The organism is Streptomyces murinus (assembly GCF_002154555.1).
In the GTDB taxonomy this organism is placed as follows: domain Bacteria; phylum Actinomycetota; class Actinomycetes; order Streptomycetales; family Streptomycetaceae; genus Streptomyces; species Streptomyces murinus.
In genome coordinates, this window is the sequence record NZ_MUNF01000157.1 from 1 (window position 1) to 15,631 (window position 15,631).

15 protein-coding genes and 1 riboswitch are annotated in these 15,631 nt (G+C 71.6%); of the genes, 3 read left to right on the forward strand and 12 right to left on the reverse strand.

Annotated elements, in window-relative coordinates; translation table 11 throughout:
* Positions 1-121: 121 nt before the first annotated feature.
* The 6 genes from CCN72_RS11985 to CCN72_RS12010 all read right to left on the reverse strand — a co-directional run bounded on the left by CCN72_RS11985 (position 122) and on the right by CCN72_RS12010 (position 5,734).
* A complete protein-coding gene (locus CCN72_RS11985; protein WP_086807514.1) occupies positions 122-1,495 on the reverse strand; it encodes an MFS transporter in 1,374 nt (457 codons plus the stop codon).
* Positions 1,496-1,500: 5 nt separating this feature from the next.
* Positions 1,501-2,256: an aspartyl/asparaginyl beta-hydroxylase domain-containing protein gene (locus CCN72_RS11990; protein ID WP_086807515.1), complete on the reverse strand. Its 756-nt coding sequence runs from the start codon at positions 2,254-2,256 to the stop codon at positions 1,501-1,503.
* A 265-nt stretch (positions 2,257-2,521) separates the two neighbouring features.
* Positions 2,522-3,112 carry a sigma-70 family RNA polymerase sigma factor gene (locus tag CCN72_RS11995; protein WP_232984714.1) on the reverse strand — a complete coding sequence of 197 codons (591 nt, stop codon included), beginning with the start codon at positions 3,110-3,112 and terminating at the stop codon, positions 2,522-2,524.
* Between the two features lie 245 nt (positions 3,113-3,357).
* Complete coding sequence (locus tag CCN72_RS12000; protein ID WP_086807517.1) at positions 3,358-4,146, reverse strand: hypothetical protein; 789 nt, start codon at positions 4,144-4,146, stop codon at positions 3,358-3,360.
* A gap of 272 nt (positions 4,147-4,418) precedes the next feature.
* Positions 4,419-5,072 carry a hypothetical protein gene (locus tag CCN72_RS12005; protein ID WP_086807518.1) on the reverse strand — a complete coding sequence of 218 codons (654 nt, stop codon included), beginning with the start codon at positions 5,070-5,072 and terminating at the stop codon, positions 4,419-4,421.
* Entirely contained in the window at positions 5,069-5,734 is a 666-nt protein-coding gene (locus CCN72_RS12010) for a hypothetical protein (protein WP_341868874.1), read from the reverse strand. The genes CCN72_RS12005 and CCN72_RS12010 overlap by 4 nt, the downstream gene beginning before the upstream one ends.
* A gap of 67 nt (positions 5,735-5,801) precedes the next feature.
* Between CCN72_RS12010 and CCN72_RS38960 the strand changes: the two genes are divergently transcribed.
* Positions 5,802-5,990 carry a hypothetical protein gene (locus tag CCN72_RS38960; protein ID WP_158101343.1) on the forward strand — a complete coding sequence of 63 codons (189 nt, stop codon included), beginning with the start codon at positions 5,802-5,804 and terminating at the stop codon, positions 5,988-5,990.
* Here CCN72_RS38960 and CCN72_RS12020 read toward each other — a convergent pair.
* The 6 genes from CCN72_RS12020 to CCN72_RS12045 form a co-directional block, all read right to left on the reverse strand.
* Complete coding sequence (locus tag CCN72_RS12020) at positions 5,984-6,526, reverse strand: copper chaperone PCu(A)C (protein ID WP_086807520.1); 543 nt, start codon at positions 6,524-6,526, stop codon at positions 5,984-5,986. The genes CCN72_RS38960 and CCN72_RS12020 overlap by 7 nt on opposite strands.
* Positions 6,523-8,784 carry a heavy metal translocating P-type ATPase gene (locus CCN72_RS12025; RefSeq protein ID WP_086807525.1) on the reverse strand — a complete coding sequence of 754 codons (2,262 nt, stop codon included), beginning with the start codon at positions 8,782-8,784 and terminating at the stop codon, positions 6,523-6,525. Before CCN72_RS12025 ends, CCN72_RS12020 begins: the two co-directional genes overlap by 4 nt.
* Positions 8,785-8,837: 53 nt before the next feature.
* The gene (locus tag CCN72_RS12030; protein WP_086807521.1) at positions 8,838-9,077 is read right to left on the reverse strand and encodes a hypothetical protein; all 240 of its coding nucleotides are present in this window, start codon (positions 9,075-9,077) and stop codon (positions 8,838-8,840) included.
* A gap of 188 nt (positions 9,078-9,265) precedes the next feature.
* Entirely contained in the window at positions 9,266-10,357 is a 1,092-nt protein-coding gene (gene nicT / locus CCN72_RS12035) for a Nickel transporter NicT (protein WP_086807526.1), read from the reverse strand.
* Between the two features lie 28 nt (positions 10,358-10,385).
* A riboswitch (cobalamin riboswitch) is annotated at positions 10,386-10,588 on the reverse strand.
* Between the two features lie 90 nt (positions 10,589-10,678).
* Positions 10,679-11,758, reverse strand: coding sequence for a TFIIB-type zinc ribbon-containing protein (locus CCN72_RS12040; protein WP_085563574.1), 1,080 nt, complete (start codon positions 11,756-11,758; stop codon positions 10,679-10,681).
* 47 nt (positions 11,759-11,805) lie between these two features.
* Positions 11,806-12,942 carry an SPFH domain-containing protein gene (locus CCN72_RS12045; protein WP_244174199.1) on the reverse strand — a complete coding sequence of 379 codons (1,137 nt, stop codon included), beginning with the start codon at positions 12,940-12,942 and terminating at the stop codon, positions 11,806-11,808.
* 436 nt (positions 12,943-13,378) lie between these two features.
* Here CCN72_RS12045 and CCN72_RS12050 point away from each other — a divergent pair, with 436 nt between their 5' ends.
* Both CCN72_RS12050 and CCN72_RS12055 read left to right on the forward strand, forming a co-directional pair.
* Positions 13,379-14,755 carry a M1 family metallopeptidase gene (locus CCN72_RS12050; RefSeq protein ID WP_244174200.1) on the forward strand — a complete coding sequence of 459 codons (1,377 nt, stop codon included), beginning with the start codon at positions 13,379-13,381 and terminating at the stop codon, positions 14,753-14,755.
* Between the two features lie 69 nt (positions 14,756-14,824).
* A partial coding sequence (locus CCN72_RS12055; RefSeq protein ID WP_208637984.1) for a hypothetical protein occupies positions 14,825-15,631 on the forward strand: 807 nt, incomplete at its 3' end.

A 15,631-nucleotide genomic window follows, 5' to 3' on the forward strand; every position in this document is an offset into this window, starting at 1 on the left:
GCGGGGCGGCACCCATCCGGCCAGTCCGCACAGGACGGCCGCCGGACCCGGCCGTCCGGGGGCGTTGCTGGGCACAGCTGTTCTCCTCATGAGGTTCGTGGGTGGAGGTGGGGTGGGCCGGTTACGCGGCGGGCGTACGGCTCGGGCGCAGGGCCAGGGTGAGCGGGGCGCCGCAGCAGAGGGCGGCCGCGACGGCGAAGACGGCGATGCGTATGCCGGTGAGCCGGCTCTCGTCCGGTGGGCCCTGACCGGCGCCCGAGGACAGCGCGACCAGCAGGGCGAGGCCGATCGCGCCGCCCACCTGGAGCGTGGTGGAGGCCATGCCGGAGGCCACCCCCTGGTCCTCGGCAGCCACGCCGGAGGCGGCGGCGATCCACATGCCGGTCCAGGCAGCGCCCTGCCCGAGCCCCAGGAGCACGATGCCGGGCAGCAGCAGGGCGTACGGCCCGTCTCCGGTGAGCGCGAGCCCGAGTACGACGGCTCCGCCCGCGCCAAGCGCCATGCCGCCGCCCAGCACGCGCCCCAACCCGAGCCGGGTGACGGCCAGTTCACCGGCCTTGGTGCCCAGGGCGGTCACCACGGCGGGGACGAGGAACGCGAGGCCGGTCGTGAACGCGCTGTAGCCGCGCACGTTCTGGAAGTAGAGGGTCATGAAGTACGGCAGTGAGCTGAAGGTGGCGCTGTACAGGGCGGTGAGCGCCATCGCGGCGAGCAGCCCTCGGTGGGCGAACAGCCGTACCGGCACCAGCGGATCGCGCGCACGCCGCTCCACGACCGCGAAGACGGCCAGCAGGGTGACCGCGAGTGCGGCACCGAGCAGCGCGGACGGGTTGGCCCAGCCCGCCTCCGGGGCGCGTACCAGCGAGAAGACCAGAAGCGTGATCCCTCCGGTGCCGGCCAGGGCGCCCGTCACGTCGTACCGGCGAGGTCCGGTCCGTGGGCCGTCCTCGGGGAAGAGCCGCCGCCCCGCCCAGGCCAGGGCCGCCGCCACGGGCACGTTGACGAAGAAGACCGACCGCCAGCCGAACGCCTCGACGAGCACGCCGCCCAGCAGTGACCCGAAGCAGAGGCCGCCGGCTCCCGCGGCGCCCCATACCGCGAGGGCCCGGTTCCGGGCGGGGCCCTCCGCGTACAGGGTGTTGATCAGGGCGAGGGTGGCCGGGAACAGCAGCGAGCCGCCGATGCCCTGCGCCGCGCGGACGGCGACCAGGGCGCCCGCCGACTCGGACAGGCCGCCCGCGAGCGAGGACCCCGCGTACACGAGGGCCGCGGCGACGAAGGTACGGCGCCGTCCCAGCAGATCGGCCGTCCGGCCGCCCAGCAGGAGGAAGCCGCCCGTCGTCACGACGTAGGCGCTCACCACCCACTGGAGATCGTGTGCGCAGAAGGCGAGACCGGTGCCGATGTCGGGCAGGGCGACGTAGACGATGTTGTAGTCGAGTGCGATGACCAGTTGGGCCAGCGCCAGGACGAGAAGGGAGAGCCGTGCCCGCACCGGATTCAGCCGTCCCCCAGGAGGCGCCTGATCTCACCGATGAGCACGGTGAGAGCCAGCCGCTCCGCAACGGTCGTCTCCGGATGCCAGAGGTCCACGAGGAGGCAGGTCCGCGGCCTGTCGCCGTCATTGCGCGCCGCGTGCTCGAAGGAATAGTCGAAGAGCAGGAACTCCCCCTCCACCCAGCGACGGGTCTCACCCGCCACCGTGATGGCGCAGCCGTCCGGGATGTCCACGGCCAGATGCATATTGATGCTGAAGTTCCACAGGTCGCAGTGCGGGGCGATGACCGCGCCCGGCAACAGCGTGGAGAAATGGGATTCCAGGAGCGGGCATATCTTCTCCGTCGCCACGGCGAACTCGTCGAGCACCTTGTACGCCGTGGGCGCGATGGCCGCCGATTCCTCGACCAGTCCGCCGTCCCGGTACAGATGGAGGGCCTGCCAGTCCGCCTGGCGGGTCAGATAGTGCCGGTAGTCCGAGAACGCCTCCCGGCGCTCCTCCCACGCGGCGGTCAGCTCCTCCTTGATCAGCGGGTGGGCGGCTTCGAACGCCGTGATGAGCGGGGCCAGTTCGGGATGACCGTGCGGGTCGTGCCAGGGGGTGGGCGACAGGCCCGGAAGGATCCACTTGGCGCCCCGCTGGAGCGGGTGCCGCGGGCCCCCGCCGCCGGGCCGGAGCATGAGTTCCACACGTCCGATGGAGTCCGCGCCGTGCTCGCTTCTGATCGCCGCGAAGGCGCTCTCTGTCTCGGGTGTCATGCGGGCCCCCTGGTCTCTGCGGCCGGCCGTCGGGTCGGTGCCGTCGCGGTAGGAGTCGGCGCGAGGGGCTGGGGAGTTCCCGCGAGGTCCGGCCGATTCCGGGTCAGGGCACGGCAGTTGCCTCGCGTCATCCGCTTGCCGTCGATTCCCACACCGCAGTAGTCGGCTGCCACCGCCGTCGAGTTCCCGGCGGCACGATCCCCCGGCAGAGGACCGTGCCGCCGCACACGCGGTCAGGAACGTGCGGCCCCAGGAGGGCTCGGGGTCAGCCGCCGAGGGTGCTCGCCGACTCGGCCTCCCGCAGCACCCGTTCGAGCGTCGCGCGGGCGCGGGAGACCCGGGAGCGGACCGTACCGATGGGGCAGCCGGTGAATCCGGCCGCTTCCTCGTACGACAGCCCGACCACCTGGGTCAGCAGGAACGCCTCCCGGCGTTCGTCCGGCAGGGTCTCCAGAAGGTCGAGCAGGGCGATGCCGTCGTCGAAGCCGGGCAGGCCGCGGGGCTGGGTGCCCTCCACCGCGGTCTGCCAGTCGACGGTGTCCGCGATCCGGGGGCGGACCGCGGCGCGGCGCAGGCTGTCGGCGACCGCGCGGCGCGCGATCGACAGCAGCCAGGTACGGGCCGAGGCCCGGCCTTCGTAGCGGTGCAGGCTGCCGAACGCCCGCGCGAAGGTGTCCTGGGTCAGATCGTGGGCGGTCTGGGGATCGCCGCTGAGGTAGGTGACGTAGCGCAGGACGTCGGCGTGCAGGGCGCGGACGAAGTGGTCGGCCGCGTCGGGGTCTCCGCCGCGGGCGGCCAGTGCCCAGGCGGTCGCGGAGGCGTCCACGGAGGCACGATCCGCCCGTGGAGCGGGCATGACAGAGATCATCGTGTGATGTCCTTCTCGGGTCTTCCGGGGCCGAGCCCGCACAGGGGCATGGCTCACCGGGGCATGGGGTGCGCCCGTACGCGGAGGTAGGGCGATGCCCGGAGCCCGTCGGGACCGGTCCCGTTCACGGCGGCGCGTGGGTGTGCCGAGCAGCGAGGCGTGGGCAGACCCGCGCGCGAGAACACCGCGGGACGGGACGACGAGGGCGAGGGGCTCCGGTGGATCCGGCTGTCTCAGTGGACAGCGGCACCCACGGGTGGCCCCCGGAAGGTGAGGGAACAGCACAGCAGCAGACGCACCGGGGCGGGCGCGTCGACGGCGCGGCGCCTGTGTACGCCGGGGCGGTGGTACGGCGTGGGAAGGGCCCCGAGCAGCCGCAGCGGGGCCGCGAGCCAGGTCGCCGTCGCCCGCAGGACGCGGAAGACGGCCCGCTCGCCGTAGGCGAGCCACAGCCCGCACAGGACCGCGGCGAGGAGATGGGCGGCGAACATGCCGACCGAGGCCGCACCGCTCATTCCGGCCATGTCGTGCAGGGGCCCGGGACCGGCCATGCCATGCACCGCGTGCCCGGCGGACCCCATGTCCGCCCCGCCCATGGAGCCCATGTCCATCCGCATCGAGCCCATGGAGCCCACGGAACCCATGTCCATCCGCATGGAACCCATGGAACCCGTGGAACCCATGTCCATCGAGCCCATCGACCCCATGTGCATGGCGCCGGCGCCCGTCGGCGGACCGCCGTGGGACATGGCCATGGAGCCGGACGCCGACTCCTGCGCCAGCGAGAAGGTCTCGTGGAGCACCACCTGAGCGGCGGTCACGACCGCGACGATCGATACCCGGCCGCGCTCCCGCCCGGCCAGCAGCCAGCCCGCCGCACCGGTCCCGAGCGCACCCGCGGCCATGGCCCACCAGGGGACGGGAGTTCCCGACATGGTCGCGTGGCCGAGGGCGGCCAGCAGCACGCAGGCCGCGGCGAACACGCCGGCCCGCGCTGCGCGGCACCACCCCGGGACAGTCATAGCCCGCTCATCCTCGCACCCGGGGCCCGCCCGTCGGCAGGGGGGAGGCGAGAACCCTCGCCCTCCGGTTCACCGGCAACGGGGGGACACGACGCGCCGGACGGAACAGCGGACACATCAGACACAGCAAAAGCGCGCGCGTTCCCGGAATCCTGAGCGTTGGGAGGCCGGAACCTGTAGGTCAGCTGACGGCTGTGGTGGTCCTGCGCGTGGGTTCGCCGTGATGTACGGGCTGTGGCTTCCCGAGCGTTCGCCGTGCCGCATCCAAGTGGCTATCTCGCAGGCCAGTATGGGTTCGGCATGCCATCATCGCTCATGTGCGCCCGCTGCCAGATCCCGTTCCAGTTGAATGGGGTCTCCGGTACGACCCGGTGCCGCCGGCCGCACGGACATGGCGCCGGCACCCACGCGCACCCCTGGCACAGCTCGACCCAGCCATGCCCGGTCGAGCTCAGCACTCGCGGTCCCTCGTTGCCGCAAGCCGGGCAGCCGGGCAGATCGGCGCCGTCCAGAAGCGCGTTCTGTCGCCGGACGTAGTCGGACAGCCGCAGCGACGGGTGGCGAAACGGGTCTTCGAACCATGCACGCTCCGGGCTCTCCCACCAGCTCCGCAGCCACCACGGCCGAGGGTTCGGTACAGCTCGCCGCCCGGCCTGCTTCTCCGCCCGACGCTGCACGGCGTACTCCTCTGCCCGCACGAGCCACAGCACCCGCGCCTCGTGCAGTTCCTCCACCGCCCGCGCCAGCGCGTCCGGGTCCGCCTCCAGTCGTCGGGGGATCGCGGCGCTGAGCGTGAGGTGGTGGTACGTCGCCCGCAGGCCGTAAGGAGCAAAGACAGTGAGGCATGTGCGCAGCGCGCTGTGCCGCCGGTGGGCGGGGAGCCGGGCGTCGTGCACACGCGTCCGGTAGGTCAGGAAGCTGGTCATTCTGTGAGCTCTAGGTCCAGTGCCCGGGCCAAAGCGGCCGTGACGGCGGCGGCGTGTGCCGGCAGGTGTTGTTCGCCCCAGGTTCCAGCAAGGCTGTGGAAGTGCCGCAAGTCCGCCTCGGCACCGGTGACGAGCGCGCGCACCTGGTCCACCGGCAGTTCGATCACCGGGCTTCCGTCCTTCGCGTCGGCGTCGAGAGTCAGCCGGACGTTGTCGCCGACACGCTCGGCCGTTGAGGACGGGTCGTGGCCGAAGTAGGAGCAACCGGTGCCGTCCAGCACCTCCTGCCAGTCCCGCCAGGTCTCCAGGCCGTTGCAGCAGCCCGGCTCGACGAAGACGGTGTCGGTGGCCCTGTCAGTCACCCAGAACCCGCCGGCGGCGAACGGGTCGGGCAGGGTGAGCAGCCCGTACAGGAATGCGTCGAGCGGGTCGGTCGGGCACGGCCCGTGCTTCTCCTCCGGCTCGAAGTTGTTGCAGTCAGCGATCCGCATCACCGCCGTGCCGACCCCCGCAGGAGTCAGCTCCCCGTCCAGTACGAGGTAGCCGTACGACTCGTGCTCGCCAACCGGCCAGAGCGCGAAGTCGTCTGCGGCGAAGATCTCCAGAACGGGTTGCATCACAATCACACAGGGATGATGCCGGACCCAATGCCACACCGCCACGGGCTTTCGCTGCGGCACGAGGCTCGGCGGATGCCCGCTACCTGTGCAGTTTCGCGGTTCGCTCCGGGTGAGCGACGCCGACGTAACGCATGGCGGTCTGTTCGGTGATGCCGAAAAGCCGCATGAGCTTGAGCGGGTCGCTGGTGACGAACGCTTCGTTGAGGATCCGGGCCCGGCTCCGCCGCTGGAGCGTGCCGACATCCGCAAAGCCGGACTCGACCGAAATCACCGCCGGGTCAAAGGGAACAGCTACTGAAGCGCCACCGTGCCCGGTCGCACCACCACCGCCAGGACCCTGACCGGGCCGCCGCGGCGGAACTCCAGGGTGAACGGCACGCGATCCCCCGCGTGCCACGCCTCCGAGGGCACGGGCACCGTGAGATCGACCCCGGTCGGTGACATGGCGAGGCCCTCGCCCGGCGGGACGGAGACGGAGTCGAGCGCGGACCGGTAGGCCGCGTTGCCCGGCTTCATACGGTGCCGGGAGAGGGTGACCGGGGCGGGGACGTCACGTGCGGTGATCCGGACGAGGGTGTCGGCGGAGCCGCCTTCGTTGGCGATGCGGAAGAACGCCGCCGTCTCCGGGACCCCGACGGACGGCAGCAGGACCCGCCCCTCCGTGACACACAGACGCGCCGGACTGCCGGCCCGGCCCGCGCCGACCCAGACGGTCAGCCCGGCCAGCGCCGTACCGCATGCCACGACGGGCACCAGGACGGCCAGGGTGCCGTCCCTCAGCCGCCGCCGGTCGAGGCCCCTCAAGAAGGAGGCCCGGTCCGGGATCCGCCTCATCGCACGACCGCCTTCCCGCCGCGCGTCCCGCTCGTCCCGCGCGTCCCGTACGTTCCGTGCGCCCGGCCTCGGGCCCCGGACGGCTGCCAGCCGCGCAGCCGCAGGCTGTTCGCCACCACGAGCACGGAACTCGCCGACATCGCCGCGGCGGCGACCATGGGATCGAGCAGACCGACCATGGCCAGGGGCACGGTGACGACGTTGTAGCCGAACGCCCAGGCCAGGTTGGCGCGGATGGTGCCCAGCGTGCGCCGGGCCAGCCGGACCGCGTCGACCAGGACCTCGATGTCCCCGCGGGCCAGGGTCAGATCGGCCGCGCCGATGGCCACATCGGCGCCGCTCCCCATGGCGATGCCCAGGTCGGCACCGGCGAGCGCGGCGGCGTCGTTCACCCCGTCGCCGACCACCGCGACCCGGGCGCCCCCGCGCCTCAGTTCCCGCACGAGGGCGGCCTTGCCCTCGGGGGTGCAGCGGGCGTGCACCTCCTCGATGCCGAGCGCGGCGGCGACGGCCCCGGCGGGCGCCGCACGGTCGCCGGTGGCCAGGACCGGGCGGATGCCGAGCCGGCGCAGCCGGTCCACGGCCCGGTAGCTGCCGGGGCGCAGCACATCGCCGACGGCGATCAGCGCCTCGGCCCGGCCGTCCGCCCGCACCAGGACCGGGGTGTGCGCGGCCGCCTCCGCCGCGGTCAGCGCCGTGGCCAGTTCGTCCGGCAATCGGCCGTCCGGCGCGCCCACCTCGATCATCAGGCCGTCCACCCTGCCCCTGACCCCGTGCCCGGGGACGGCGGCGAAATCCGTCACGTCCGGCAGTGGTCCGGCGTCGCCCGTACGGCGCGCGTAGGCGGTGACGGCCTGTCCGATCGGGTGCTCGGAGCCCTGCTCCACGGCTCCGGCCAGGCGTACGACCGCCTCCTGTCCGAGGGCGCCCGGCAGCGCGGTGACCCGGGCCACCGTCATATGACCGGTGGTCAGCGTGCCGGTCTTGTCCAGGACGACCGTGTCCACCTGCTGAAGGGCCTCCAGCGTCTGCGGCCCCCGTACCAGCACGCCCAGTTGCGCCCCGCGCCCGGTGGCGGCCATCAGGGCGGTCGGGGTCGCCAGCCCCAGCGCGCACGGGCAGGCCACCACGAGCACGGCCACGCAGGCGGTGAGAGCCGCCTGCGGATCGGCTCCGGCTCCCAGCCAGAAGCCGAGGACGGTCACCGCGAGGGCGAGTACGACGGGTACGAACACGCCGGCGACCGCGTCGGCCAGCCGCTGCGCCCGCGCCTTGCCGGCCTGGGCCTCCGTGACGAGACGGGTGATCCGCGCCAGCCGGGTGTCCGCGCCGACCGCGGTGGCCGCCACGAGCAGCAGTCCACCGGCGTTGACGGCGCCGCCGACCAGAGCCGATCCCGGGCCCACCTCCACGGGCTCGCTCTCGCCGGTGACCAGGGACAGGTCCACGGCGGAGGTGCCCCGCGTCACCCGCCCGTCGGTGGCGACCCGCTCTCCCGGGCGCACCACGAAGGTCTGCCCCACCCGCAGCCGTTCGACCGGGATCGGCCGTTCGCCGAGCTCGTCCCGTACCGTCACCTTCTTGGCCGCCAGTTCGGCGAGCGACCGCAGTGCCGCCCCGGTCCCCCGCCGGGCCCGCCCCTCCAGGAACCGCCCGGTCAGCACGAACAGCGGGACGCTCACGGCCGCTTCCAGATACAGGTGCGCGCCGCCGTCCGACGCGGAGGGCAGCAGGCTGAACGACATCCGCATTCCGGGCCCGCCCGCCCCACCGAGGAACAGCGCGTACGCCGACCAGGTGAACGACGCGAGGGTCCCCAGCGAGACCAGGGTGTCCATCGTGGCCGTGGAGTGACGCAGGCCCCGCAGCGCCCTGACATGGAAGGGCCAGGCACTCCACACGGCCACCGGGGCGGCCAGCACGAAGCACAGCCACTGCCAGTCGCGGAACTGAAGGGCCGGCACCATCGAGAGCACCAGCACGGGTACGGCCAGCAGCGCGGTGACCGTGAGCCGTTCCCGCTCGCGCCGGGACTCGGCCTCTTCCCCGTCCGCCGCCGCGGATACCTCGTCGTCCTCACGCACCGGCAACGCGGCCTGGTACCCGGCCTGTTCGACCGCGGCGACGAGGCTCTCGGGCGCGACGTCGGCCGGGTGGCTGACCCGGGCGAGCCCCGTGGCCAGGTTGACCGAGGCCGTGACGCCCGCCAGCTTGCCGAGCTTCTTCTCCACCCGACGGACACAGGCCGCGCAGGTCATTCCGCCGACGGTGAGGTCGGTGACGACGAGTTCCGCCGCCGGTTCGACCGCGGTCACTCCCCGCTCCCATGGCTCATCCCGGGCATGTCGTCATCGCCGCCATCGCTCCCGCCGTTCCCACCGCTCCCGGTGCCGTGCAGGCCGGGCGCCACCGGCCCCGCCGCCGAGCCGACGGCGTAGGAGACCGCGAACAGCAGCATCAGCAGGAGCAGGAATCCGCAGAGCGCGGGAGGCGGCAGCGGCCTGCCGCGGGTCGTACCGGTGGAGCGGGGTGACATCGGAATATCGGCCATGCCCGACCTTCCTGGTCGCATCGGACCGTCGTGCGAGAGATGGCGGTGGAAGCCGTACCGTCGCAGTAGTCGGCCCGACGGAGCGTCGGGTTCCGGGACTTGATCGTGACGTACGCCATAACCACGGGCGCCGTCGGCGTGCACCGCCGCCGTCGGCAGGGCACGGAAGTCCCGAAGCGGCCGGGGTGTCAGCCGTCCCCGCCGAGCCGGCCCGCCCAGCGCTGCTCGACCCTGGCCAACCGCCAGTACGCCAGCGCCGCCGCCCACACGAGCACGAACAGGCCGACGATGACGTACCCCACGTTGTCCAGGTCCAGCCCGGCGATCCAGTCGGTCACCACGTCACTGAGGTCGAGCTTCTCGTGCAGCACCCCGACCAGTTCGATGGTGCCGATCAGGAAGGCGACCGCGATGGACAGGCCGGTGATGGTGAGGTTGTAGAACACCTTGCGCACGGGATTGGAGAACGCCCACTGGTAGGCGAAGTTCATGAAGGTGCCGTCGAGCGTGTCGAACAGGCTCATCCCCGCCGCGAACAGCAGCGGCAGGCACAGGATCGCGTACCACGGGAGTCCGGCCGCGGCGCCGCTGCCCGCCATCACCATCAGGGTGACCTCGGTCGCGGTGTCGAAGCCGAGCCCGAACAGGAAGCCCAGCGGGAACATCTGCCCGGGCCGGTTGATCGACCTGGTGAAGCGGCCCAGGAACCGGTTCATGAACCCCCGCGAGTCCAGGTGCTGTTCCAGGGCCGCCTCGTCGTACGTCCCCGCTCGCATCGCCCGGAAGACCCGCAGAATGCCCGCGAGGGCCACGAGGTTGAGCGCCGCGATGAGGTAGAGGAAGGTCCCGGAGACGGTGGTGCCGACGACGCCGAGGGTCTGGTGGGTACGGGAGTCGTCGTCGAGCAGGGTGCCGGCGAGCTGTGCGCCGCCCGCGACCAGGGCCGCCATGGCGACCACCACGCTGGAGTGGCCGAGCGCGAACCAGAAGCCGACCGACACCGGCCGCTTGCCGTCGGCCATCAGCTTGCGGGTGGTGTTGTCGATCGCGGCGATGTGATCGGCGTCGAACGCGTGCCGCATGCCCAGGGTGTACGCGGTGACCCCGAGGCCGATGCCGAACGCCTTGGATCCGACCTCGTAGTGTCCGGGCACGACCAGCAGGAACAGGATGCCGAACGCCACGACGTGCAGGGCGGCGATCACCACCAGCAGCCCTGCGGTACGGACGGTGTCCTCGCGCCGCCAATGAAAACGGGTCGACTCTGCGGGCAGGGTCATGCGGTCACGCTCCAGCACCTCGTGGATCAGCTCGTGAAGTGCCGTGGCCGGTCTCCTGGCTTACGGGTGCGCGCGTGTCCGTCCCGGCCTTCCCGTCCGCCTGGCGGCGGACAGTGACCGTGCCCAACTGGGACGGATACTCCCCGATCACAGTGGCGAGGGCCGCTCCGGTCTGAGCCCCGCGAAGGGCTGTCACCGGTCTTCCCGAACACCACGGCCCGCCCACCGTATGACCGGCCACCCGCTCCCGCACAACCGCACGGGCCCCCAGGTATCCAAGATCACATCAGGCCGGCCGCGAGGAGGTCCCCGCGCGCGTCCTCATGTGCGCAGCATCACCACGAGCAGCACCACCAACGCGATCAGCAGCGCGCCGCCCACCGACGCCAGGGTGATCTTCGCCGCGCTGTACGGCCGTTCGCCGATGACCTCGCCGGTGCGGGCGTTGACCATGACCGGCCATGCCTTGCCGGCGTGGAGGTAGGTCAGGAACCAGACGGGCAGCAGCACCAGCTTGTAGGTGAGGCCGCTGTAGGCGGTGGACATCGAGTGCACCCGCTGCTCGTCGCCGCCGATGTCCCGCTTGCAGTCGGCGCGGATCACCGGCGCCATCCGGGCCTTCGCCGACTCCAGGCCGGTCTCCGGCTCGACGTCGAAGCGGACGGTACGGAAGCCCGCCAGGTACTCCTCCTGGTAGGGAACCGTCTCCTCCAGCGGCCAGGGCGTGAGCTTGTCCAGTTCTTTCTCCGGCACCTGGCTGCTGCCGGGCACCAGCACATCGTCGAAGAACCGGTCGACGGTTCCGGACACATGGTGCCAACGGGTGTGCTGCACCTGCCGGGTGTTGCCGTCGGAGTCCTCCTCCTCCACCCAGTAGTGCTCGCCGCGCTGACCGGAGTACTCGGTGAAGGTCTGCGCGTCGTACGTCCAGTGCGGCAGGTAACTGCCCCGGAACGTCTCCGCCTCGGTGACCTTCTTCAGCTCGTTGGGCGCGAACCAGCGGGACTTCGTCCATTTCGCCAGCGCGTCCCGGGCCTCCTCGCGGCTCACTCCGAAGGGCAGTACCGCCTCGGGTACGACGCGTTCGGTGCCCGCGGCGTCCGCGACCAGCGGGGTGGCGCAGAACTGGCACTTGTCGCTGAGGGTGTCGCTCTCGGTCACCGCGTGGCAGCCGGGGCAGGTGTACACCTTCACCCGGCTCGGCGCAGACGCCCGCCGCAGCTCGGCCAGTTCCTCGATGGGGTGCTCGGTGACCTGCCGCGGTATCGGCGTGATGTCCTGCTCGTGCTTGCAGTACGGGCAGCGCAGCGCGTAGGTCCCGGGCGCGTACTCGCTCACCCCGCCGCACGCCTCGCACTGGAACGCCCGGTCGGGCGCCGGCGCGACGTCCTGATCCGTCAACTCACTTCTCCTTGTGACCTGTTACCCGAGGTGCCGGACGGCGGATCTCAGCCCTGCGGGGGCAGCGGCGGCGGGACATCGGCGAGCAGTGACGCCAACTCCGGTACCTGGTCCGCGGGTTGCCAGGCCGCCTGTCCGCTGCGCCAGACCAGCGTGGCGCGGGTCAGATTGCCCGCGGCGACCTGCCCGGCGAGCGCGTTCTCGTCGTACGGGCCCTGCTGCTGGCCTGCGACCGCGAGGAACCAGCGCGGCGCGGTGGGCAGCGGCGGCGGGACGTCGGCGGCGGGAGCGGGGGCGGGCTGCGCCGGTGCCTGTGCCGCCGGGGCCGAGGGGGCCGTCGTACCGGACATGCTCTGTACGACGCGCTGGCCCAGCGCCATGCCCACGCCCAGGCCGAGGGCGTCACCGCCGGTGCCGGGGTTGGCGGCGGCGAGCGGGATCGCGTCGGCCGCCTGGAGCTTGGCGTAGTCGTCCAGATTGCCGGTGATGCCCATCCGGGAGCGGGTGTCGATCGCCGCCTCGACCTCCGGCGGGACACTGATGTTCTCGATGTAGAACCGGGGGATGGCGATACCGGTGGAGGTCAGTTCCTGGGTCAGCGCTTCGGCGAGTTGCCGCCCGATGCCGTCCTGCCGGGCGGCGAGGTCCAGCAGCGGTACACCGGCCGAGCCCAGCGCGGAGCCCAGCTTGGAGACGATCAGCTGCCGCAGGTGCTCGCCGACCTCCTCGGTGCGGAACTGCGGGTCGGTGCCGACCAGTTCGCGCAGCAGCGCGGCGGCGTCCACCACCTTCGCGGCGAAGGTGCCGAAGGCGCGGACCCGGACCATGCCGAACTCGGCGTCGCGCAGGATCACCGGGTTCTGGGTGCCCCACTTGAAGTCGGTGAACTGCCGGGTGGTGACGAAGTAGACCTCGGCCTTGAACGGCGACTCGAAGCCGTGCTTCCAGCCCTTCAGCGTGGACAGGACCGGCATGTTCTGGGTCGAGAGGGTGTACGTGCCGGGCTGGTAGACATCGGCCAGCCGGCCCTCGTTGACGAAGACGGCCACCTGCGACTCGCGCACCACGAGCCGTGCGCCCATCTTGATCTCGTTGCCGTAGCGCGGAAAGCGCCACACAATGGTGTCCCGGCCGTCGTCGGTCCACTCGATGATGTCGATGAACTCACCGCGGATACGGTCCATCAGTCCCACGACAACCCCCCATTCCTCGCGTTTCCGGAATCTCTCGCTCCCCGGCCGGTCCCGGGTCGGTGACCGCACGACGATCCATCGGTCAGGCGATTAGCCGACAGTATGCCTGCTGTGGCCCGTACAGCTACGGGCGGGGCGGGCCCGGACACGGTCACCGAACGCCCATCACCCCGGATCTGCCGGATGGCCTCGACGGTGTGCGGGAAGAGCGGCTCGCCCGCGTCTCGGTCCCGTACCGCCGCAGCATCAGACCGGCCGTGACCAGGTGTACGGCGCTCTTGAGGCAACCATCGGGCGATGCGGAGCCTCTGACCTCTCGTGTGCCGCGATCGACGGGAGAAACGGGATGAAACCTCGCACAGCACCGACCCGCCGGCCCCGGCGTCCCCTGTCCGGCTGGGTTCCGCCGGCGGTGCTGATTCTGGCCATGACGACGTCCTGCGCCGACTCCGTGCCGGGGGGCGGTATTGGCGCGGCCGCGAAGCCCGGCGCCGCCGGAGTGGGTGACCGGCTCTTCCCGACGCTCGGCAATGGCGGCTACGACGTGACGCATTACGGGCTGACCCTGGATTACACACCGGAGACCAATCATCTGAAGGGCACGGCGGTCATCACGGCGCGGGCCACCCAGGATCTGAGCCGTTTCGATCTCGACCTGTCGGGCCTGCGGGTACGCACGGCGACGGTACAAGGATCGAAAGCGCAATTCTCCCGTTCCGGCGACGAGTTGGCCGTCACACCGGCGAAGGCGTTGAAGAACGACGAGATCTTCAAGGCAGTCGTCACGTACGACGGCACCCCGCGAACGATCAAAGGCGACGACGGGGGTCTGGAGGGATGGATCGAGACCGATGACGGCTCGACCGCCCTGGGCCAGCCGACCGGCTCCATGACCTGGTTCCCGGGCAACCATCACCCGTCGGACAAAGCCACGTTCGACATATGGGTCACCGTCCCCAGGGACGAGGACGGCGACTTCTACGACGCGGTGAGCAACGGCGAGCCGGTCGCGGAGAAGGACAACGGCGAGACGGTGACACGGCACTGGCGCACCGCGGAGCCCATGGCGAGCTACCTCGCCCATGTCTCCGTCGGCTACTTCGAGATCCACAAGAGCCGGACACCCGACGGCCTGCCGGTCTACGTAGCCGTCGACCCCGACGAGTCCGAAGGCGCCGACGCCGTCCCGCGATCGGTGCGCGAGATCGTCGACTGGGCCGGCGAACTCTTCGGTCCCTACCCCTTCTCCTCGACCGGCGCCGTCGTCGACCACCTTCCCGAACTCGGCTACGCCCTGGAGACCCAGACCAAGCCCTACTTCGCCGGGGCCCCGGACGAGACCCTGCTCGTCCACGAGTTGGCGCACCAGTGGTTCGGCAACTCCGTGACCCCGCGGATGTGGAAGGACATGTGGCTCAGTGAGGGCATGGCCACCTACGCGGAGTGGCTGTGGGAGGAGAAGCGGGGCGGCAGGAGCACCGACGAGATCTTCGAGGACTTCTACGACGGCACGGACGACGAGGCCGAGGGCATCTGGGCCTTCCCGCCGGCCGATCCGCCCAGCGGTGGGCGCGTTTCCGACCCTCCTGTCTACGGCCGCGGCGCCATGGTCGTACACAAGGTGCGCGAGGCCGTCGGCGACGAGCTCTTCTTCGACATACTCCGCGCCTGGACGCGCCGGCACCGACACGGCAACGCCGACACCCGGCAGTTCGTCACCCTGTGCGAGACCACGTCCGGGAAGGACCTGACCGGGCTCTTCGACACCTGGCTCTTCAACGCCAAGAAGCCGTCCCGGATGTGAGGAGGAGCTCGGTCGGCCACCTGAAAACCGTTCGTCGCCCGTCGCCCGGCGGCGCTAGCCTCGCCGGTCATGGGAGCGCGAGCGCAGTACGTGGTGGTGGAGAACGGCGCCTGGCAGCGGTACTTCTCGCACTGGGCCGCAGGCCGGGTGGTCGACGATCTGCTGCCCGGTCCGGCTGCGGCGACGCGCTGTTTCCGCGCCCAGCGGAAGATCGAGGAATGGCTCGACGACGTGTGGTGCGAGGGCGCCGCCCTCGTGGACCACGACCGTCGGATCCTGCTCTGGTTCGGCTTCGCGGACAGCTGGGCCGACCATCGCGCCGCGCGCGCCGTACTGGCCCGGACATGGCCCGGCTGGGACGTCCGCTTCGCGCACGACGGCATGGGGGACCTCACTCACCATCTCGGCGCCGGCAGGGACCTGACCCGCGCGCCGGGCTGGTTCGAGACCTTCGAACCCACTGAGTTCGCGGGCGGCGAGAGCACCGAGCCCTGGTCCGTCGTCTCCCTGCGCCTGCCCGACGGAAGCGTGCGCGCCTGGGGCAGGGCCTGGGAACCCGTCGAGCACCTCGCCTGCGGCCCCGCCCTGATCGAGCTGCTCCCCACGTCGCCGGCCACCCCTGCGCCCACCGACATGCCGTACGGCGGTGTCCACTTCGACCCGCGGGCCCGCACCGTCTCCCTCTGGGCGGTGCAGACCGTGACCGGCGTTCACGACTGGCCGTTGCCCGGTTGGGACGACTGGACCCTGGACTTCCACGGCGACGACCACACCCGGCAGGCCGCTGTACTCCCTGCCGACTTTCCCTTCCCGCACCTCCCGCTCGCGACCGCGCTCCGGCGACTCGGCACCGGCCTCGGCACCCCGCCGCCCGAC